This is a genomic window from Kitasatospora sp. NPDC015121 (assembly GCF_055562955.1).
The window spans coordinates 1-20,105 of record NZ_JBVHEH010000031.1 but is presented as its reverse complement, the minus strand read 5'-3'; the positions used below and the strand labels follow the sequence as shown (position 1 = coordinate 20,105).

Below are 20,105 nucleotides of genomic sequence, written 5' to 3'. Positions count from 1 at the left end.
GGTTACGCACTCTCAGGTGCCTGCTTCCCGCCGGAGAGTAGCAACGCCTAGCGTCGCCGTCATGAGAGCCCTGATCGTCCGTTCCTTCGGCGGCCCCGAGGTGCTGGAACTCGCCGACCTGCCGCTGCCCGTCCCCGGCCCCGGCCAGGTGCGCGTGCGGGTGACCGCCGCCGCCGTCAACCCCGTCGACCTGCAGACCCGGTCCGGCGCGCTGACCGCCGCCGGGCTGCTGCCCGCGCTGCCCGTGACCGGCCTCGGCTGGGACGTCTCGGGCACCGTCGACGCGCTCGGCCCCGGTGTCACCGCGTTCCGGCGCGGCCAGCCCGTCCTCGGCCTGTCCGACCGGCTGGCCCTCCCGCTCAAGGCGCAGGCCGAGCAGGTGGTGCTGGACGCGGACGCGGTCGCCCCGCTGCCCGACGGCCTGGACCCGGTCGCGGCGGCCGGGCTGCCGCTCGGCGCGCTCACCGCCGCGCAGGCCCTGGACCTGGCGGCGCTCCGCCCGGGTGCGACGCTGCTGGTCACCGGCGCGGCCGGGGCGGTGGGCGGCTTCGCCGTCCAGCTGGCCGTCCGGGCCGGGCTGCGGGTGGTCGCGGCGGCAGGCGACGGGGACGGGGCGCTGGTGCGGGAGTTGGGCGCCGAGGTCTTCGTGCCGCGCTCGGCGGACCTGGCCGCGGCCGTCCGCGAGGCCGTCCCGGGCGGGGTGGACGGCGCGGTGGACGCCGCCTCGCTCGGCCCGCTCGCCCTGGACGCGGTGCGCGGCGGCGGCACCCTGGTCGCCGTCCTCGGTGGCGGGCCGCCCCCGCTGCGCGGCACCCGGGTGGCCCGGGTCTGGATCCGCGCCGACGGCCCCCGCCTCGCCGCCCTCGCCGCCGCCGGCCTCACCCCCCGGGTGGCCGGCACGCTCCCGCTCGACGCCGCCGCCGAGGCCCACCGCCGCCTGGCGTCGGGCGGCCTGCGCGGCCGCCTCCTGCTGCTGCCCTGAGCACGCCGGGAACCACGTCAAGGGCCCAGGAACGGCGGGCTCGTGCTGCCGGCGGCCGGAGCCCATCGGCACGTCCGGGCCGCTGCGTGCTGTCGAAGACCAGGAACCCGGAGCGGCGGAACGCTCCCGGCCCCCGCCGCGCGGCCACCGCGGCGCTCAGGTCGCGGCGATCACCGACACCAGCGCGACCAGCCCGGCGACGGTCGGCGCGATGATCCACCAGCACCAGGTGGTCTGGAGCTCGCCGGCCGCCGAGGCCTTGTTCGCGTTGCGTTCGGCCTGGTCCTGCAGCGTGCTGACGACGGCGTCGGACCAGGCGCGGGTGGGGTCGAGCTGGTCGACCCGGGGGGCGCGGGTGACGCGGGTGCTGCGCCGGAGGGCGGGGTCGCCCTCGGCGGCGGCGCGGGTGGCCCGGCGGGTGGCCTTCTTGCGCTGGCGGATCGAGACCGGGATCGCCCAGACCTGGAACTTCCGTCCGTCGGCGAAGAGTTCGACCGAGTACCCGGCCTTGAGGGTCTCCACCTTGCCCCAGGGCGCGACGATGGTGCGCAGCGGGTTGCGGACCACGAGCCGCTGGTCGTTGGCGCGCACCACGGGCCGCAGGGTGTAGGCGATCACCGGGAAGACGAAGACGGGCGCGGCGGCGAGGGCGACCCACGGGGTGGCTCCGGTGCCGGACACGACGGCGTCGATGATCAGCCAGGCGGCGACCGCGAGCATCATGGCGCCCGCGATGACGCTGGGGACGGAGCGGTAGACGCGGTCGGCGTACACGGGCTCGTCGGCGGCGGCACCCTGGTGGGGTGTCCGGTCGGATTCGGTCATGTCGTCGATTCTGCCCCAGGGCCCGGCCGGGCCCAACGGTGACTCGAACACGGGACGGTCACGAAGTGGCCGTCCCGTGTTCGGCGTACCCGGTGGTCAGGCGGTGCGCCGTCGCAGCGTCGCGGCGCCGAGGGCGAGCGCGGCGAGCGTGCTGGCGGCCACCACGGCGAGGTCGAGCAGGACCCGTCCGCCGACGCCGGCCCCGGCGGTGATCCGGGCCGTCGCGTCGACGGCGTAGGAGAGCGGGAGGACGTCGGAGATCCAGCGCAGCACGGGCGCCATCCGCTCGCGGGGGACGAACAGGCCGCAGAGCAGGAGCTGCGGCAGCAGCACGGCGGGCAGGAACTGGACGGCCTGGAACTCGGTGGCGGCGAACGCGGAGACCAGCAGGCCGAGCGCCATGCCGAGCAGTCCGTCGGCGACGGCGACGGCGAACAGCGCCCAGGCCGGCCCGGCGACGTGCAGGCCGAGCAGGCCGGTGGTGAGGGCGGAGGCGAGCGCGGCCTGGACGAGGGCGACGGCGCCGAACGCGAGCGCGTAGCCGAGCAGCAGGTCGAGCCGGCCGAGCGGCATGGTGAGCAGGCGTTCCAGGGTGCCGCTAGTGCGCTCGCGGAGCATCGCGACCGAGGTGACCAGGAACATCACCAGCAGCGGGAAGACGCCGAGCAGTTCGGGGCCGATCCGGTCGAAGGTGCCGGGCTGCCCGTCGTACACGTACCTGAGCAGGACCAGCAGCAGGCACGGCACGAACAGCAGCATGGCCACCGTGCGCGGGTCGTGCCGCAGCTGGGTCAGGACGCGGCGGGCGGTGGCGAGGGTGCGGCGGGCGGCGGCGTTCACGGCGTGGCCTCCGGGGCTGCCTGCGGGGCGGCCTGGACGAGGGTGAGGAAGGCGGACTCGACGTCGGCGGCGCCGGTCGCGGCGAGCAGCGCGGCGGGGGTGTCGTGGGCGAGCAGGCGGCCCTCGCGCATCAGCAGCAGCCGGTCGCAGCGGGTGGCCTCGTCCATGACGTGGCTGGAGACCAGCAGGGTGGCGCCGGCGGCGGCGAGCGCGCGGAACAGCTGCCAGAGCTCCTGCCGCAGGACGGGGTCGAGGCCGACGGTGGGTTCGTCCAGGACGAGCAGTTCGGGGTGGCCGAGCAGCGCGGCGGCGAGCGAGACCCGGGCCCGCTGGCCGCCGGAGAGCCGGGCGACGGGGGTGTGCCGGTGCGCGTCGAGCCCGACCTGGGCGGTCACCCGGGCGGGGTCGCCGGGCGGGGCGCCGAGGACCGCCGCGAAGTGGTCGAGGTTCTCGGCGACGGTCAGGTCGCCGTAGACGGACGGGGCCTGGGTGACGTACCCGACCTTGTCCCGCAGCCCGGGCGACCCGGCCGGGAGGCCGAGCACGGTCACCGTGCCGGCGGCGGTCCGCTGCACCCCGACGACGCTGCGCAGCAGCGTGGTCTTCCCGCAGCCGCTGGGCCCGAGCAGCCCGGTCACGCTGCCGCGCTCCACCACCAGGTCCAGCCCGGGCAGCACCGCGGTCCCGCCGCGCCGCACCACCAGCCCGTCCACCCGGATCGCGGGGCCGCCGGACGGCCCCGCCGAAGAATTCATCATGTGATGAGTTTCCCGCCGCCCCCGATCGCCGTCAAGGGCCGCGCAGCCGCTCCCGGGCTTGACAGCCGGTCGATGAGCGGTGCGGCCCCCACGGCCCCGCCGGGTACGATTGGCGGCGGCCGGACGGCGGCCGCAGCGCCCCGTCCCGTGCCTTCGACACCCACCCGCGGGCGCGTCGGCGTGCCCGCCGGAGAACAGGGAGCATCCCAGGATGACTCGGCAGTTGATCACCAGCGCGCTTCCCTACATCAACGGGATCAAGCACCTGGGCAACATGGTCGGGTCGATGCTCCCGGCGGACGTCTACTCCCGCTACCTGCGCCAGCGCGGCCACGAGGTGCTGTACATCTGCGCGACGGACGAGCACGGCACGCCCGCCGAGCTGGCCGCGCAGGAGGCCGGCCTGCCGGTGGCGGAGTTCTGCGCCCGGGCGCACGACCAGCAGAAGGCGATCTACGACGGCTTCCAGCTGTCCTTCGACTACTTCGGCCGCTCCTCCTCGCCGCAGAACCGCGAGATCACCCAGGAGATCGCCCGCGAGCTGCACGCCAACGGCTTCATCGAGGAGCGGGCGATCCGCCAGGTCTACTCGGTGGCGGACGCCCGCTTCCTGCCGGACCGCTACATCGTCGGCACCTGCCCGTTCTGCGGCTACGACAAGGCCCGCGGCGACCAGTGCGAGAACTGCACCCGCGTCCTCGACCCCACCGACCTGCTGGAGCCGCGCTCCGCGATCAGCGGCAGCGCGGAGCTGGAGGTGCGGGAGACCAAGCACCTCTTCCTCCTCCAGTCGAAGCTGACCGACGAGGTCGAGGCGTGGATCGCCGCGCACGGCGACGACTGGCCCGTCCTCGCCTCCTCGATCGCCCGCAAGTGGCTGACCGAGGGCCTGCAGGACCGCGCGATCACCCGCGACCTGGAGTGGGGCGTCCCGGTGCCGGCCGACACCTGGCCGGAGCTGGCGGCCGAGGGCAAGGTGTTCTACGTCTGGTTCGACGCCCCGATCGAGTACATCGGCGCGACCAAGGAGTGGGCGGACGCGACCGGCGGCGACTGGCGCTCGTGGTGGTACGAGGCGGACGACACCGTCCGGTACACCGAGTTCATGGCGAAGGACAACGTCCCGTTCCACACGGTGATGTTCCCGGCGACGATCCTGGGCTCGCGGCAGCCGTGGAAGAAGGTCGACTACGTCAAGGCCTTCAACTGGCTGACGTACTACGGCGGGAAGTTCTCCACCAGCCAGAAGCTCGGCATCTTCACCGACGTCGCGCTCGAACTGCTGCCGGCCGACTACTGGCGCTACTACCTGATGGCGAACGCCCCGGAGTCCGACGACTCCAGCTTCACCTGGGACCTGTTCGCGGCGACCGTCAACAAGGACCTCGCCGACACCCTGGGCAACTTCGTCAACCGGGTGCTCTCCTTCAGCCGCAAGCGCTTCGGCGACGAGGTCCCGGCCGGCGCGCCGAACGGCGAGGCGGAGCTCGCCCTCGGCGCCCAGATCGCCGAGCTGCTCGCCGAGTACGAGACCCAGCTGGACGGGCTGAACTTCCGCAAGGCCGCGCAGGCGCTGCGCGCGCTCTGGTCGGCGGGCAACGCGTACCTGGACGTCACCGCGCCGTGGACGGAGATCAAGACCGACCCGGAGGCGGCGGCGCGCACCCTGCGCACCGCGATCAACCTGATCCACCTGTACGCGGTGGTCTCCGAGCCGTTCATCCCGGCCGCGGCCAGGACGGTCCGCGACTCCTTCGCGCTCGACGGCGACACCCGCACCTGGGTCACCGCCGACGAGGCCCGCGCCCTCGCGCTCGTCCCGGCCGGCACCGGCTTCACCGTCCCGCCGGTGCTGTTCGCCAAGATCACCGACGAGGACCTGGCCGCCTGGACCGAGCGCTTCGGCGGCGACCGGGCCTGACCGCTCAGTCCGTCAGGTACCCCTGGACGGTGCGCCCCAGCAGCGGGGCGAGCACCTCCGGGGGTGCCGAGGCGAGCGGCTCGACCGCGATCACGTACCGGGCCATCGCCAGGCCGACGATCTGCGACATCACCAGCTCGACCCGCAGCTCGGGCCGGTCGACGTCCAGCTGCCCGGCCACCCGGGCGACCAGCTCGGTCACCATGAAGCCGCGCATCAGCGCCGCGACCTCCTCGCTGGCGGCGGCCGTCCGCACCAGCGCCAGCAGCCGGTCGCGCACCTCGGGCTGCTCCCACAGGCCCAGCACGAAGCGGGCGACCCGCTCGCCGACCGTCGCCGGGTCGCCGGCGAAGACGCCGTCCACCACCGCGCGCGGGTCGAACGGGAACTCCAGCGCGGCCGCGAACAGCCGGTCCTTGCTGCCGAAGTAGTGGTGCAGCAGCGCCGCGTCCACCCCGGCGGCCCGGGCGATCGCCCGCATGCTCGCCTTCTGGTAGCCGCGCGCCGCGAACTCGGCCCGGGCGGCCGCCAGCACCGCCCCCCGGGTGTCCTCGCCGCCGGGGCGCCGGCCCCGTGCCTTCGCTTCGCCGCTCATCGGGCCATTCTCCCCGGCGCGGGGGCGCGGGTTTCGGTCAGGCTTCGGTCGGGAATCGAAACCGCCCCGCCCTACCGGCTTCCTACGCGCGTAGATATGCTGGTCTGGTGACTATGTCCACTCTTGCAGCCAACGCCCCCGGCGCCGCGGGCGGCGGCCTCTCGGACGTCGCGGCGTCCGAGGCCACCTTGCGCCGTTTCCTGCACGGCCTGCCCGGGGTCGATCAGGTCGGTCTGGAGTCGCGGGCCGCGACCCTCGGCACCCGGTCGATCAAGACGACCGCGAAGGCCTTCGCCATCGACCTCGCCATCTCGATGATCGACCTGACCACGCTGGAGGGCGCGGACACGGCCGGCAAGGTCCGCTCGCTGTGCGCGAAGGGCCTGAGCCCGGACCCGACGGACCGCACCGCCCCGCGGGTCGCGGCGATCTGCGTGTACCCGGACATGGTCGCCACCGCGAAGCGGGCGCTGCGCGGCAGCGACGTCCAGGTCGCCTCGGTGGCCACCGCCTTCCCCTCCGGCCGGGCCGGCCTGCCGGTCAAGCTGGCGGACACCGCCGAGGCGGTCGCCGCGGGCGCCGACGAGATCGACATGGTGATCGACCGGGGCGCCTTCCTCTCCGGCCGCTACCTGGAGGTCTTCGAGGAGATCCGCGCCGTCAAGGCGGCCTGCGAGCGCCCCGACGGGACGGCCGCCCACCTCAAGGTGATCTTCGAGACCGGCGAGCTGCAGACGTACGACAACGTCCGCCGGGCGTCCTGGCTGGCGATGATCGCCGGCGCCGACTTCATCAAGACCTCCACCGGCAAGGTCGCGGTGAACGCGACCCCGCCGGTGACGCTGCTGATGCTGGAGGCGGTGCGGGACTTCCGCGCGGCGACCGGCGTCCAGGTCGGCGTGAAGCCGGCCGGCGGCATCCGCACCACCAAGGACGCGATGAAGTACCTGGTGATGGTGAACGAGACGCTGGGCGACGACTGGCTCAGCCCGCACTGGTTCCGGTTCGGCGCCTCCAGCCTGCTGAACGACCTGCTGATGCAGCGCCAGAAGCTGAGCACCGGACGGTACTCCGGTCCCGACTACGTGACGGTGGACTGAGGACGATGGCCAAGACCAAGAAGACCGAGACCGAGCGGCCCGCCCGCGGCGGGAGCCTGTTCGCGTACGCCCCGGCCCCCGAGTCCCCGGCCGCCGCCGGTGAGATCGCCACCCACTACGGCCACTTCGTCGGCGGCGAGTTCGTCGACTCGTCCGGCTCGGAGGCGCTGAAGACCGTCAACCCGGCGACCGGGCAGGTGCTCGCCGAGTTCGCGCAGGGCACCGAGGAGGACGTCGACCGCGCGGTGAGGGCCGCCCGCGCGGCGTTCGCCGACTGGTCGGCGCTGCCGGGCTCCGAGCGCGCCAAGTACCTGTTCCGGATCGCCCGGATCATCCAGGAGCGCAGCCGCGAGCTGGCCGTGCTGGAGTCGATCGACAACGGCAAGCCGATCCGGGAGACCCGCGACGTCGACCTCCCGCTGGTCGCCGCGCACTTCTTCTACTACGCGGGCTGGGCCGACAAGCTGGAGTTCGCCGGCTACGGCCCGAACCCGCGTCCGCTGGGCGTGGCCGCGCAGGTCATCCCGTGGAACTTCCCGCTGCTGATGCTGGCCTGGAAGGTCGCCCCGGCGCTGGCCACCGGCAACACGGTGGTGCTGAAGCCCGCCGAGACGACGCCGCTGACCGCCCTGCGCTTCGCCGAGATCTGCCGCCAGGCGGGCCTGCCGAAGGGCGTGGTGAACATCGTCACCGGCGACGGCCGCACCGGCGCCGCGCTGACCGCGCACCCGGACGTGAACAAGGTCGCCTTCACCGGCTCCACCCCGGTCGGCCGGGCGATCGCCAGGCAGCTGGCCGGCACCCGCACCAAGCTGAGCCTGGAGCTGGGCGGCAAGGCCGCCAACATCGTCTTCGACGACGCGCCGCTGGACCAGGCGGTCGAGGGCATCGTCGACGGCATCTTCTTCAACCAGGGCCACGTGTGCTGCGCGGGCAGCCGCCTGCTGGTGCAGGAGTCGGTGCAGGACGAGCTGCTGGACGCGCTCAAGCGCCGGATGGGCACCCTGCGGGTCGGCGACCCGCTGGACAAGAACACCGACGTCGGCGCGATCAACTCGGCCGAGCAGCTGGCCCGGATCACCGAGCTGGCCGCCGAGGGCGAGCGGGAGGGCGCCGAGCGCTGGGCCCCGGACTGCGAACTCCCGGGCGCGGGCTACTGGTTCCGCCCGACCCTGTTCACCGGCGTCTCGCAGGCGCACCGGATCGCCCGCGAGGAGGTCTTCGGCCCGGTGCTGTCGGTGCTGACCTTCCGCACCCCCGCCGAGGCGGTGGAGAAGGCCAACAACACCCCGTACGGCCTGTCCGCGGGCATCTGGACGGAGAAGGGCTCGCGCATCCTGTGGATGGCGAGCCGGCTCCGGGCGGGCGTGGTGTGGGCGAACACCTTCAACAAGTTCGACCCGACCTCGCCGTTCGGCGGGTACAAGGAGTCCGGTTACGGCCGCGAGGGCGGTCGCCACGGCCTGGAGGCGTACCTCGATGTCTGAGACCACTGTCCGGCTGGACGCCCCCGCGCGCATCCAGGTCAGCAAGACCTACAAGCTGTACGTCGGCGGGAAGTTCCCGCGCTCGGAGAGCGGGCGGGTGTACGAGGTGACCGACACGAAGGGCCAGTGGCTGGCGAACGCCCCGCTGGGCACCCGCAAGGACGCGCGGGACGCCGTGCTGGCGGCCCGCGCGGCGGTCAAGGGCTGGTCGGGCACCACCGCGTACAACCGCGGCCAGGTGCTGTACCGGGTCGCCGAGATGCTGACGGGCCGCCGGGAGCAGTTCGCCGCCGAGGTCGCCGCGGCCGAGGGCGTGGGCGCGAAGAGGGCGGCGGCGCTGGTGGACGCGGCGGTCGACCGCTGGGTCTGGTACGCGGGCTGGACCGACAAGGTCGCGCAGGTCGCGGGCGGCGCCAACCCGGTGGCCGGGCCGTTCTTCAACCTGTCGACCCCGGAGCCGACCGGCGTGGTCGGCGTCCTGGCGCCGCGGGCCGGCCACGGCTTCTCGCTGCTGGGCCTGGTGTCGGTGATCGCCCCGGCGATCGCGACCGGCAACACCGTGGTGGTCGCGGCCGCCGAGCGGGCCCCGCTGCCCGCCCTGTCGCTGGGCGAGGTGCTCGCCACCTCGGACGTGCCGGGCGGCGTGGTGAACCTGCTCTCCGGCCGGACCGCCGACATCGCCCCGACCCTGGCCTCCCACCAGGACGTCAACGCGCTCGACCTGGCCGGGGCGATCGACCCCGACGGGCCCGGCGCGGCGGCGGCCCTGGAGGCGGCGGCGGCCGATACATTGAAGCGGGTGGTCCGACCGGCCGCCGACCCGTCCGCCGAGGACTGGACGGCCGCGCCCGGCACCGGGCGGCTCCTCTCCTTCCTGGAGACCAAGACGGTCTGGCACCCGATGGGCATCTAGCCCGTCCGCCCGACCCCGCAGACCGGCCGTCCTCCGTGCCCTACCCCCCCGGGGCCCGGGCGGCCGCGACGGGCCCGCACTTCTCCCCCCCTGGTGCGGGCCCGTCCCCATGTCCACCGCTCACCCGCCCCCGCGCGCTCCCTCACTCCCCGTGAACGGGACGTCCGGCGGGTTCCGAGCTGCCCCTCCCATGCCTCAGACTGGTTCCCCGTGAGTGACACCCCGCTGAACCGCCGCCCGATATCCCGCGTCATCCTGCTGTCGGGCCCCTCGGGGTCGGGGAAGTCCTCGCTGGCCGAGCGCAGCGGGCTGCCGGTGCTGCAGCTGGACGACTTCTACAAGGACGGCGACGACCCGACGCTGCCCCGGCTGCCGGACGGGGGCGGGACGGACTGGGACTCGCCGCTGTCCTGGCACGCGGAGCAGGCGCTGGCGGCGATCCGGGCGCTGGCCTTCGAGGGCTGGGCCGAGGTGCCGGTGTACTCGATCCCGGACAACGGGCGCGCGGGGAGCCGGGTGCTGCTGCTGGACGGGGCGGCGGGCTTCGTCGCGGAGGGGATATTCGCGGCCGAGCTGGTCCGCCGCTGCCGGGCGGAGGGCCTGCTGGGGGACGCGCTGTGCCTGCGCAACAAGCCGGCCACGACGGCCTGGCGGCGCTTCCGGCGGGACGTCCGGGAGGGGCGCAAGTCGGTGCCGTACCTGGTGCGCCGGGGGCTGCGGCTGATGCGGGCCGAGCGCGGCATCGTCGCCCGGCAGGTCGAGCTGGGCTCGTACGCCTGCTCGGGCGTGGAGGCGGGGCGGCGGATCGCCTCGGTGGCCCGGCAGCTGCCCGCCGAACTGGTCTGAGCGGGGCCGCCGGGGCGGGCACGGCGAACGGGCGGGACCCCGGTGCCACTCCCCCGCACCCGGGTCCCGCCCGTCTCCGTCACGGGTGCGGGACTTCCCCCCTGCGGCCGTCTCCCCCGAGCCGGCCGCCGCGTCCCGCGCCCTTCCCCCCACTGCCCGTCCCCCGACGGGAGTCCTGTTCCGCCGCTCAGGCGACCAGCTCGCCGAAGGCGTGCACGGTGTCGCCGGAGCGGTTGAGCTGCTCGTCCTCGCGCATCCGGCGCAGCGCGCGCCAGATGGAGCTCTTCACGGTGCCGACGCTGATGCCGAGGATGTCGGCGATCTCCGGGTCGGTGCGGCCCTCGTAGTAGCGCAGCACGAGCATGGTGCGCTGGTTCTCGGGCAGCTTGGCGAGCGCCTGCCAGAGCACGGCGCGCAGTTCGGTGCCGCCCATCGCGTCGGTGTCGCCGGCCTGCTCGGGGAGTTCCTCGGTCGGGTACTCGTTGACCTTGCGGCGGCGCCAGGCGGAGATGTGCAGGTTGGTCATGGTGCGGCGGAGGTACCCGCCGACGGCGGCCTTGTCGGTGATCCGGCCCCAGGCGCGGTAGGTGGAGAAGAGGGCGCTCTGCAGCAGGTCCTCGGCCTCGTAGCGGTCGCCGGTGAGGTGGTAGGCGGTGGCGTACAGGGAGGCGCGGCGCTCGCGCACGTACGCGGTGAACTCGGCGATGTCGCGCGCCTCGTCCGCCGCGGCGGCCGGGTGCTCCCCCTGCGCGCCTCCCTGTTCGGCCTGCTCCCCCCGGAACGTCTGCGGGGCGACCCGCAGCGTCCGTCCCACGACCTGGTTCCCCAACCGGCCGTGGGTGGTGTCCCCGCTCCTGGTCCCCACGACCGGGCGGCGGGTCCCGGCGTTGTGCGCGCACCCCCGTACGAGCACGTTGCCGGCGTTCTCCTCCTCGTGCCTGGCCCGGCTGGTGCCGAGGACGGCGGAACGCGGCCCGGCGTTTCGGGTCGTCAGCGTTGCGGTCATCGGGCACCCCCATGGTCGGTACGAGCGGTTCGTCGCCGCCTGGTCCCGGGTGGTGGCCCGGTCCCTCGCGGCGACAGGGAAAATCCTGCCGTCCGCGCGTCATGGCGGTGTCCGTCGACTGTCACAGGGCTGTCACAGGACCGGCCGCCGCGGGGTGTCCGGGTGCTCCTCGGTTGCGGACGCCGGACCGGTGCCCTCCGGTTCCCGCGGCCCCGGGGGTCACCCGGGTGGGTGCTTCCGGTGGCCGGGTGGGACACAATGACCCCCGTGTCTTTCCTGCTTCTGATCGAGGACGACGACGCCATTCGCACCGGCCTCGAACTCGCCCTCACCCGCCAGGGTCACCGGGTGGCCGCCGCCGCGTCCGGCGAGGACGGTCTGCGCCTGTTCAAGGAGCAGCGTCCCGACCTGATCGTGCTGGACGTGATGCTGCCCGGCATCGACGGCTTCGAGGTCTGCCGGCGGATCCGCCGCACCGACCAGCTGCCGATCATCCTGCTGACCGCCCGTTCCGACGACATCGACGTGGTGGTCGGACTGGAGTCCGGCGCCGACGACTACGTGGTGAAGCCGGTCCAGCCGCGCGTGCTGGACGCCCGGATCCGCGCGGTGCTGCGCCGGGGCGAGCGGGAGAGTTCGGACTCCTCCGCGTACGGCGGCCTGGTGATCGACCGCTCGGCGATGACCGTCACCAAGGACGGCCAGGACCTGCAGCTGACCCCGACCGAGCTGCGGCTGCTGCTGGAGCTGAGCCGCCGCCCCGGGCAGGCGCTCTCCCGGCAGCAGTTGCTGCGACTGGTGTGGGAGCACGACTACCTGGGCGACTCCCGGCTGGTGGACGCCTGCGTGCAGCGGCTGCGGGCGAAGGTCGAGGACGTGCCGTCCGCGCCGACGCTGATCCGCACCGTCCGCGGCGTCGGCTACCGTCTCGACCCGCCCGCCTGACCCGCCCCTCCCCGACTGAGAGTCCTTCTTGTCCGACCATCAGACCGCGCCGCGCCGGGCCCGTTCGGCGTCCTGGCGGCGGCTCAGTTCGCTGCGGGTCCGGCTGATCGCGGTGTTCGCCGCGGTCGCCCTGGTCACCGCCGTCTCCGCGTCCGGCATCGCCTACTGGCTGAACCGCGACGCGGTGCTCAAGCGCGCCCAGAACTCGGCGCTGAACGACTTCCGGGACTCGCTGACCCGCAACGTCACCGTGCTGCCGCTGAAGCCGAACTGCCAGGACCTGCACGCGCTGGCCGCCCAGGTGGCCAGCTCCGGGCTGGCGTACGACGTGGTGGTGGTCGACGACTCGGTGCCGGGCTGCACCGCGTCCTCCGACCCGATCGCGTTCGGCCAGCGCCAGATACCGGCGGCGCTGGCCGCCGCGGTGAACAAGCCGCGCGAGACCGGCCCCGGCAACCCGTACGAGTACCACCTGTACTGGCAGCGGGTGAACCTGGCCGGGCCGTACGTGGTCGGCGGGACGCGGATCGTGCCGGGCGGGCCGACCGCCTACATGTTCAAGTCGCTGCAGAACGAGCGCGCCGACCTGAACACCCTGGGCTGGTCGCTGGCGATCGCCACCCTGCTCGCCCTGGTCGGCTCGGCGCTGCTCGCCCAGGCCGCCTCGGCGACCGTGCTGCGGCCGGTGCGCCGGCTCGGGGACGCCGCCCGGCGACTGGGCGAGGGCAAGCTGGACACCCGGCTCGACGTCGAGGGCAACGACGAACTCGCCGACCTGGCACGGACGTTCAACCGCACCGCGGAGTCGCTCTCGGACCAGGTCGCCGAGCTGAGCGCGCGCGAGGCGCAGTCCCGCCGGTTCGTCGCCGACATGTCGCACGAGCTGCGCACCCCGCTGACCGCGATGACCGCCGTCACCGACATCCTGGAGGACGAGGCCGACGCGCTCGACCCGATGATCGAGCCGGCCGTGCGGATCGTGGTCTCCGAGACCCGCCGCCTCTCCGACCTGGTGGAGAACCTGATGGAGGTCACCCGCTTCGACGCGGGCACCGCCAAGCTGGTCGCCGACGAGGTCGACATGGCCGACCTGATCATGTCCTGCATCGACGGCCGGGCCTGGTACGACGCGGTCGAACTCGACGCCCCGCGCGGCATCCTGGCCGTCGTCGACCCGCGCCGCCTGGACGTGGTCTTCGCCAACCTGATCGGCAACGCGCTCAAGCACGGCGGCTCCCCGGTCCGGGTGCGGGTCCGCCAGGACGACGAGGCCCGCACCGTGGTCGTCTCGGTCTCCGACGGCGGCCCCGGCATCCCGGAGGACGTCCTCCCGCACGTCTTCGACCGCTTCTACAAGGCCGACAAGGGCCGGGCCCGCTCCGAGGGCAGCGGCCTGGGCCTGTCCATCGCCGAGGCCAACGCCCGGATCCACGGCGGCGACATCACCGCCGCGAACAACCCCGACGGGGTCGGCGCGGTCTTCACCCTCACCCTGCCGCTCACCCAGCCGCCCGCCCCCGGCCCCGAGGACGCCCGATGACCGCCCGCCGCCCCCTCGCCCTGCTGGCCGGCGCCCTGCTCGCCCCCGCCCTGCTCACCGGCTGCGGCATCCGCGCCACCGAGGTCCCGGTCGACGCCGGCGCCCCGGCCAGCCGCACCGCCTGCCCCAACGAGCTCCAGGTCCCGATGGCCCCCGGGCCCTCCGCCTCCCCCACCCCCCAGGCCGCCCCGTCCCCCACCGGGCCCGCCACCGGCAGACCCGCCCCCGCCTCCCCCAGCCCCGCGGTCACGGCGACGGGCGGCGCCTTCGTCGCCCCGTCCCCCAGCCACTGCCCCTGATCCGTCCCCCGGGAACCGTCCCCGGCGCGGCCGGCGTCCTCCGGAGTGTGCACAGCACCGCACCCACCGATCAGGAGAGCGCCGACCGTCCGAACCGCGGACGGGCGGTGCCGTACCGGTTCCGGTTCGCGGCCCGGCTGCTGCTGGGAGTGCTGCTGCTGGCGCTGGGATGGCTCAGCCTGCGGCCGGCGGCCGCGGCCTGGACGGCCCCGCCGAACCTGAGCCCGCTCTCCTCGGTGCACCAGGCGCTCTCGCTCGGCACCTCGGCCACGCTGCGCCGGCTCGCCTCCGGCGCGCTGCCGCTCGCCCCGCTCGGGGTGCTGCTGCCGCTGGCGGTCGGCTCGCCGGGGCGGGCCTGGCTGCCGTCCTTCCTGCGGGCGACGGGTGCCGCCGCCCTGCTGGGCACCGCGCTCCAGATCCTGGAGGGCTGGGCGCCGGGCCACGTGCTGGACGTGGACGACGTCCTGCTCGGGACGGCGGGCGCGGCACTGGCCCACCTGCTGCTGGTCCCGCCGCTGCGCGCCCTGGAACGGCGCCGGGCGGCCGCGCGCGCCGTCGCGGCCGCGGCACCTGCGGCGTCCCCGGAGCCGGTGACGCCCTTCGAGGACGCCGCAGGCCCCGACCGGGCGCGGACCCGCCCCGCCCCGGCCCCCGCGCTGTCGGTGCTCGGCTCGTCGGCCGCGCCGCGCGGCTGAGCACCGGACCGGCCGTCGGTCCCGCTCTCCGGGCGGCCGGCCCCGGACGCACCGCCGCCCGCCCGGAGACGACTCCGGACGGGCGGCGGGCCGAGCGGCGCGGGCGGGTCAGCCGCCGAGCAGCGTCTTCAGGTCGAGGACCTGGGCGGCCGCCGGGGCGGTGGCCTTCACCGGCTTGTCGAAGTCGGCGAACTGCAGGCTGCCGTCCTCCTTGCTCTCCAGCGAGAGCAGGTAGGGCTCGCCCTGGTTGGCGATGGCCGCGTCGGTGCTGCCGCCGCCCTCGGTCATGTTGATGATCACCGCGTCGACGCCGCCGACCTTCTTGGTGCCCTTCAGGGTGCCCTTGTCGTCCGGGGTGCCGTCCTCGGACAGGCCGACGTGCTTCTGGATCTCCAGACCCATGGTGCAGTAGGCCGTGTACGCCGCGAGCTGGGCGTCGTCACCGGCGGTCAGCCACTTGCCGGTGGCCGCGGTGACGGCGGCGCCGCCCTGCGGGGCGATGGTCTTGATGAACTCGGCGTCCGGCTTGACCCAGACCTTGTCGCCGACCCGCACCAGGTCGGCCTTGCCCTTGCCCTTGATCGCGATGTCGCCGACGCAGTTGCCCGAGGCGTCGGTGGCCAGGGTGCCGCTCAGGTCGCCGTCCGCGTCCGCGACCGTGAAGGTCAGCTTGACGGACTTCAGCTTGGCGCCGGCGGCCTGCGACTTCTTGAGGATCTCCGGCACCGTCAGCTTCTCCAGGCCGCCGGCCGCGCCGCCACCGGCGGCGGCGGGGGAGGAGGCGCCGGAAGCGGCGGCCGAGGCGGGGGCGGGGGTGGAGGCGGCGGAGGCGGGCGCGGAGTCGCCCTTCTTGCCGCCGTCGGAGCCACAGGCCGTCAGGCCGGTGACACCGAGCACGGAGAGAACGGTGACGGCCAGCAGCCGGTTCGCACGCATCAGAGTCTGTCCCTGTTCTTATGAGTCTCTTATGAGACCGGTGGCGCGAGTCTCCCAGCCACCACCGACGCCCCGGGCACCACCTCCGCTCTCCTTACCTTCCCTTTACCATTCGTTGAATCGCGGGCGGCGGGCGACGGACCGGCCCAGGACGGTCCGGCCGGCCGGCGGTCCGCCGGCCTTCGACGCCCCGTCGTGACCGCTGAACTGCGGGTTCGCGCCGACCCCGGCACCAGGGGGCACCACGGCCGGACCGGGCCCGCCCGCGGTGCGACCGCCACCGCGCCGGACGGACTCCCGTCCACCATCCGGATGCGCACCGCGTCGACACCGCCGTCCGGGCCGCCCGACTCGGGGTGCCCCCGGAGGCGACCCTGACCCCGGCATCCCCCTGGACGCGTAGCCGCCCGGCGCCGGGATCGGCATCGCGGCGGACGCGAAAGCGCAGGTCACGGCGGAAGGATGGAGTCATCAGCCCGGACGGACGGACCGCCCGGGGCGCACTCCTCGGAGGAGACGATGAGCAGTCTCGCCCGCCCCCGCCACAACCGCGTCATCGCCGGCGTCTGCGCCGGCCTCGCCCGGCGCTTCGGCCTCACCCCGTGGACGGTCCGGGTGATCTTCCTGGCGTCCTGCCTGCTGCCCGGCCCGCAGTTCCTGATCTACCTCGCGCTGTGGCTGCTGCTCCCCCAGGAGCCCTGAGCCCTTGAGCCCTTGAGCCCTGAGCCTGCCGGAACCGTCCACGCCGGGCCTCGGCCAGAGGAGGCCCGGCCCGATGACGACCCCGACCACCGATCACGCCCCGCGCGCGCCGAGCACCCCGGAGGGCGCCGCCGCCGACCCGGACGGGCCGGGCACGACGGAGGGCCGCCCCGCAGGTCGCGGGACGGCCCTCCGTCGTGTCGGCGCCGGCCGTCCGTCAGCCGCCCAGGCCCGGCAGGCCGGGCAGACCGGGGGCGCCGCCGCCGGTCGGCGAGAGGCTGGTCAGGGTGCCGACCACGCCACCGACCGGGGTCTTGGACAGGCCCTGGCCGCCGGGGACGGAGTCCAGGCCGCCGACCCGGTTGGCCGCGGCGGGCGCCGGGGCGCCCTGCGGGCCGTCCACGCCGCCCGGGCCGACCTGCTCGGCGACCGGCGGGGCCTGCTCCTCGGCCGGGGCCGGAGCCGGGGCCGCGGCCGGGGCGCCCGCGGTCGGGTTGAGGGTGCCGGTCACGGTGCCGAGCTGGTCGCCGCCGGGGAGCTTGCTCACCGCGCCGGTGGCCGCGCCGGTCACCCCGGGGTTGGTGAGCGCGCTGGTCGGCAGTCCGAGGCCGCCGGGGGCGACCGGCGCCGCGGCGGCGGAGCCCGCGGCGACGGCGGCGAAGGCGACGCCGAGCGCGGCGGCGCCGGCGGCCTTGAGAGTGGCCTGCTTCATGTGTGCGTCCTCAGTCCTGGTCGGGCCGGTGCGGCGGCGGGCGCCCAGGGGGTTGGGGACGTCGCCGTCACACCGAGTCAGCAGTGACCGGCCCACCGTAGTGAGCGGCCCCCGGGCCGTTCAAAATCCGACCACTCCGGAGAGTGATAAGTCCGACCATCACCCTGGACGCCCGGTCAGCCGCGGGGGCCGAACAGCCACTCCGCCTTCAGCTCGGCGTACCCGGGCTTGATCACGTCGCTGATCATCGCCAGCCGCTCGTCGAACGGCAGGAACGCCGACTTCATCGCGTTGACGGTGAACCACTCCAGGTCCGCCAGGGTGTAGCCGAAGGCGTCCACCAGGTGCGCGAACTCGCGGCTCATCGAGGTGCCGCTCATCAGCCGGTTGTCGGTGTTGACGGTGACCCGGAACTTCAGCCGGGCCAGCAGCCCGATCGGGTGCTCGGCGTACGAGGCGGCCGCGCCGGTCTGCAGGTTGGAGGTGGGGCACATCTCCAGCGGGATCCGCTTGTCCCGGACGTAGGCGGCCAGCCGGCCGAGCTCCACCCGGCCGTCCTCGCCGACCGTGATGTCGTCCACGATCCGCACGCCGTGGCCGAGCCGGTCGGCGCCGCAGCACTGCAGCGCCTCCCAGATCGACGGCAGGCCGAACGCCTCGCCCGCGTGGATGGTGAAGTGGTTGTTCTCGCCCTTGAGGTAGTCGAACGCGGCCTGGTGCCGGGTCGGCGGGTGGCCCGCCTCGGCGCCGGCGATGTCGAAGCCGACCACGCCCCGGTCGCGGTGGCGGTTGGCCAGCTCGGCGATCTCCTGCGAGCGGGCCGCGTGCCGCATCGCGGTCAGCAGCGTGCCGACCCGGATCCGGTGTCCGCGCGCCCGGGCGTTCGCCTCGCCCAGCCGGAAGCCCTCGTTGACCGCCTCGACCACCTCGTCCAGGCTCAGCCCGCCCTCCAGGTGCTGCTCCGGCGCGTACCGCACCTCGGCGTAGACCACGCCGTCGGCGGCCAGGTCCTCGGCGCAGTCCGCCGCGACCCGCACCAGCGCGTCCCGGGTCTGCATCACCGCGCAGGTGTGCGCGAAGGTCTCCAGGTACCGCTCCAGCGAGCCCGAGTCGGCGGCCGCCCGGAACCACTCGCCGAGCTCCTTCGGATCGGTGGTCGGCAGCCCCGGGTACCCGCAGTCGGCGGCGAGCTCGACGACCGTCTCCGGCCGCAGCCCGCCGTCCAGGTGGTCGTGCAGCAGCACCTTCGGCGCCCGGGCGATCTGCTCGGACGTGGGGACGCGCGGGGCCGTGGCACCCGCGAACGCGGCGATCTGGTTCTCCATTGCCGGAGCATATACCTACGCGCGTAGAACGCCTACCGCCACGCCGTCCGCCCGCCTCAGTCCTCCTCCCCCAGCCAGTACAGGAGGTCGGCCAGGGAGTCCGCCACCGGCCCCTCCCCGCGCTCGGCGAGCGCCGCCCGGAACGCCGGCACCCCCTCGGCCAGCACCTCGTGGCAGGCCGCCTCCAGCTCGGTCCGGCCGTGGCCGATCTCGTCCTCGGTCGCCCCGCCGCTCGCGCAGGAGGCCATCAGGTCGACCACCCCCTCCAGTACCGGTGGCGGCAGCTCCTCCTCCCGGAACGCGGCGAGCGCCATCCGGGCCACCGGCACCGCCGCCTGCGAACCCGCCTGGGCCGTCACCGGGTCGTCCGCCAGCCCGGTCGCGGCGACCTCCGCCGCCGTCCGCGCGGCCAGCAGCCGGACGAAGTCGCCCGGCAGGTGCCGGGCGCCCCGGCTGCAGTGACAGTGCAGCCGGGTCCAGTCGTACGAGGCGGCGATCCGCTCCCAGGCGCGCGGCGGCCGACCCGGCTCCGGCCGGTACGGGACGGACGGGTGGCGCGGGTACCGGGCGAGCAGCTCCCCCGAGTCGCGGTCCCAGCGGGCCACCGCGCCGCCGCCGTCCGACCCGACGAGTTCCCGGCTGTCCGCGCTGAACGCCAGATCCCCGATCCAGCCGTTGAGTTCGGGCAGGACGTGACGCGGCCCGCCGGTCCGGACGTCCCACACCCGCACCGTCCGGTCCCGCCCGCCCGCCGCCACGGACCGCCCGTCCGGGCTGACGCACAGCGCGTGCACCCGCCCCCGGTGCCCGGGCAGCGGGACCGGCTCCCCTTCGCCGAGGGGCTGGAGCACGCAGCCGTGCGTCTCGCCGAAGGCCAGGAACTCCCCCGCCGGGTCGAACGCCATCCCGCCGACCCAGCGCCCCAGCCCCCGCCGCTCCCCCCGGAGGGTGCGCGGCGGTCCGTCCCCGGCCGCGTCCCACAGCCGCACCCAGCCGGTGTGGCCGCCCAACGCGAACCTCCGCCCGTCCGGGTGCCAGGCCGCCGACCGGACGGCTCCGGCCCCCGACACCACCCCCGCGTCCTCGATCCGGAGCTCCTCCCGGCCCGTCCGCACGTCCCAGACCCGGACCTCCCCGCGCCCGGAGGCGGCCAGCAGCCGCTCACCGCGCGGGTCCCAGGCCAGCGCCCCCACCTGGGCGCCCAACTCCCCCAGCGGCTCCGGCCGGCCCGTCCCGAACCGCCACAGGTGCACCGCCCCGCTGTCCTCCCCCACCGCCAGCACGTCGGCCCCCGGGGCGAACTCCATGACGTGCGGCCGCAGTTCACCCCGCTCCAGCTCCGCCCGCACCAGCCCGGTCGCCGGTTCCCGCACCGCCGACGGCTCCCCGGGACCCCCGTCCGCCACCAGCTCGCCGAACCGACCGAGCGACTGGACCCGCGCCCACGGCACCGGACTGACGTCGAACACCGCGCCCTACTCCCCTTCCCCGACCGTCGGACCAGCGCACCGTAGCGTCCCCATCGCCGCCACGCAGCGCCTTTTCGCCCCGCCCTCCGCCGCGCGGAACCTCCCCCCGGGAGGGCTAGACGAGTAGTTCCGAAGTCAGCTGGCTTTGCTGGTTCTGCTTCGGACATGCAGGAAGGGTGTCCAGCATTCGGGTTGTGACGACCGAAGAA

General features: G+C 74.8%; 20 protein-coding genes. 11 read left to right on the top strand and 9 right to left on the bottom strand.

Annotated elements, in window-relative coordinates:
- Nucleotides 1–61: 61 nt before the first annotated feature.
- Entirely contained in the window at nt 62–982 is a 921-nt protein-coding gene (locus ACZ3J7_RS33805) for an NADP-dependent oxidoreductase (RefSeq protein ID WP_465627215.1), read from the top strand.
- Between the two features lie 156 nt (nt 983–1,138).
- Here the strand turns inward: ACZ3J7_RS33805 and ACZ3J7_RS33800 are convergent, their stop codons facing one another.
- The 3 genes from ACZ3J7_RS33800 to ACZ3J7_RS33790 all read right to left on the bottom strand — a co-directional run bounded on the left by ACZ3J7_RS33800 (nt 1,139) and on the right by ACZ3J7_RS33790 (nt 3,405).
- Nucleotides 1,139–1,807: a PH domain-containing protein gene (locus tag ACZ3J7_RS33800; RefSeq protein WP_465627214.1), complete on the bottom strand. Its 669-nt coding sequence runs from the start codon at nt 1,805–1,807 to the stop codon at nt 1,139–1,141.
- Nucleotides 1,808–1,903: 96 nt separating this feature from the next.
- Nucleotides 1,904–2,647: an ABC transporter permease gene (locus tag ACZ3J7_RS33795; RefSeq protein ID WP_465627213.1), complete on the bottom strand. Its 744-nt coding sequence runs from the start codon at nt 2,645–2,647 to the stop codon at nt 1,904–1,906.
- Nucleotides 2,644–3,405, bottom strand: a complete 762-nt coding sequence (locus tag ACZ3J7_RS33790; RefSeq protein WP_465627212.1) for an ABC transporter ATP-binding protein — start codon at nt 3,403–3,405, stop codon at nt 2,644–2,646. Before ACZ3J7_RS33790 ends, ACZ3J7_RS33795 begins: the two co-directional genes overlap by 4 nt.
- Before the next feature lie 211 nt (nt 3,406–3,616).
- On the opposite strand from ACZ3J7_RS33790, the gene metG reads away from it, so the two are divergent.
- A complete protein-coding gene (gene metG, locus ACZ3J7_RS33785; protein ID WP_465627211.1) occupies nt 3,617–5,326 on the top strand; it encodes a methionine--tRNA ligase in 1,710 nt (569 codons plus the stop codon).
- 4 nt (nt 5,327–5,330) lie between these two features.
- Here metG and ACZ3J7_RS33780 read toward each other — a convergent pair whose 3' ends face one another.
- A complete protein-coding gene (locus tag ACZ3J7_RS33780) occupies nt 5,331–5,921 on the bottom strand; it encodes a TetR/AcrR family transcriptional regulator (RefSeq protein ID WP_465627210.1) in 591 nt (196 codons plus the stop codon).
- Between the two features lie 113 nt (nt 5,922–6,034).
- Between ACZ3J7_RS33780 and deoC the strand changes: the two genes are divergently transcribed.
- The 4 genes from deoC to ACZ3J7_RS33760 all read left to right on the top strand — a co-directional run bounded on the left by deoC (nt 6,035) and on the right by ACZ3J7_RS33760 (nt 10,267).
- Nucleotides 6,035–7,021: a deoxyribose-phosphate aldolase gene (gene deoC, locus ACZ3J7_RS33775; RefSeq protein ID WP_465627254.1), complete on the top strand. Its 987-nt coding sequence runs from the start codon at nt 6,035–6,037 to the stop codon at nt 7,019–7,021.
- 5 nt (nt 7,022–7,026) lie between these two features.
- Complete coding sequence (locus ACZ3J7_RS33770) at nt 7,027–8,508, top strand: aldehyde dehydrogenase family protein (protein ID WP_465627209.1); 1,482 nt, start codon at nt 7,027–7,029, stop codon at nt 8,506–8,508.
- Nucleotides 8,501–9,421: an aldehyde dehydrogenase family protein gene (locus ACZ3J7_RS33765; RefSeq protein WP_465627208.1), complete on the top strand. Its 921-nt coding sequence runs from the start codon at nt 8,501–8,503 to the stop codon at nt 9,419–9,421. The genes ACZ3J7_RS33770 and ACZ3J7_RS33765 overlap by 8 nt, the downstream gene beginning before the upstream one ends.
- Nucleotides 9,422–9,631: 210 nt before the next feature.
- Nucleotides 9,632–10,267 (top strand): ATP-binding protein, encoded by a 636-nt coding sequence (locus ACZ3J7_RS33760; RefSeq protein WP_465627207.1) that lies wholly within the window; start codon nt 9,632–9,634, stop codon nt 10,265–10,267.
- A 187-nt stretch (nt 10,268–10,454) separates the two neighbouring features.
- On the opposite strand, the gene ACZ3J7_RS33755 is transcribed toward ACZ3J7_RS33760, so the two are convergent.
- Nucleotides 10,455–11,261 (bottom strand): SigE family RNA polymerase sigma factor, encoded by an 807-nt coding sequence (locus tag ACZ3J7_RS33755; RefSeq protein ID WP_465627253.1) that lies wholly within the window; start codon nt 11,259–11,261, stop codon nt 10,455–10,457.
- 279 nt (nt 11,262–11,540) lie between these two features.
- Between ACZ3J7_RS33755 and ACZ3J7_RS33750 the strand changes: the two genes are divergently transcribed.
- The 4 genes from ACZ3J7_RS33750 to ACZ3J7_RS33735 are packed head-to-tail and all read left to right on the top strand — an operon-like array spanning nt 11,541 to nt 14,752.
- Nucleotides 11,541–12,218 carry a response regulator gene (locus ACZ3J7_RS33750; protein ID WP_465627206.1) on the top strand — a complete coding sequence of 226 codons (678 nt, stop codon included), beginning with the start codon at nt 11,541–11,543 and terminating at the stop codon, nt 12,216–12,218.
- Nucleotides 12,219–12,246: 28 nt separating this feature from the next.
- Nucleotides 12,247–13,758, top strand: a complete 1,512-nt coding sequence (locus tag ACZ3J7_RS33745) for an ATP-binding protein (protein ID WP_465627205.1) — start codon at nt 12,247–12,249, stop codon at nt 13,756–13,758.
- The gene (locus ACZ3J7_RS33740; protein WP_465627204.1) at nt 13,755–14,057 is read left to right on the top strand and encodes a hypothetical protein; all 303 of its coding nucleotides are present in this window, start codon (nt 13,755–13,757) and stop codon (nt 14,055–14,057) included. The genes ACZ3J7_RS33745 and ACZ3J7_RS33740 overlap by 4 nt, the downstream gene beginning before the upstream one ends.
- 47 nt (nt 14,058–14,104) lie before the next feature.
- Nucleotides 14,105–14,752, top strand: a complete 648-nt coding sequence (locus ACZ3J7_RS33735) for a VanZ family protein (protein WP_465627203.1) — start codon at nt 14,105–14,107, stop codon at nt 14,750–14,752.
- 108 nt (nt 14,753–14,860) lie between these two features.
- On the opposite strand, the gene ACZ3J7_RS33730 is transcribed toward ACZ3J7_RS33735, so the two are convergent.
- Entirely contained in the window at nt 14,861–15,688 is an 828-nt protein-coding gene (locus ACZ3J7_RS33730) for a LolA-like protein (RefSeq protein ID WP_465627202.1), read from the bottom strand.
- Between the two features lie 519 nt (nt 15,689–16,207).
- Here ACZ3J7_RS33730 and ACZ3J7_RS33725 point away from each other — a divergent pair.
- Complete coding sequence (locus ACZ3J7_RS33725; RefSeq protein WP_465627201.1) at nt 16,208–16,390, top strand: PspC domain-containing protein; 183 nt, start codon at nt 16,208–16,210, stop codon at nt 16,388–16,390.
- 217 nt (nt 16,391–16,607) lie between these two features.
- On the opposite strand, the gene ACZ3J7_RS33720 is transcribed toward ACZ3J7_RS33725, so the two are convergent.
- The 3 genes from ACZ3J7_RS33720 to ACZ3J7_RS33710 form a co-directional block, all read right to left on the bottom strand.
- Nucleotides 16,608–17,102: a hypothetical protein gene (locus ACZ3J7_RS33720; protein ID WP_465627200.1), complete on the bottom strand. Its 495-nt coding sequence runs from the start codon at nt 17,100–17,102 to the stop codon at nt 16,608–16,610.
- A 176-nt stretch (nt 17,103–17,278) separates the two neighbouring features.
- Nucleotides 17,279–18,427, bottom strand: coding sequence for an adenosine deaminase (locus ACZ3J7_RS33715; protein ID WP_465627199.1), 1,149 nt, complete (start codon nt 18,425–18,427; stop codon nt 17,279–17,281).
- 56 nt (nt 18,428–18,483) lie between these two features.
- Entirely contained in the window at nt 18,484–19,896 is a 1,413-nt protein-coding gene (locus tag ACZ3J7_RS33710; protein ID WP_465627198.1) for a WD40 repeat domain-containing protein, read from the bottom strand.
- Nucleotides 19,897–20,105: the final 209 nt, after the last annotated feature.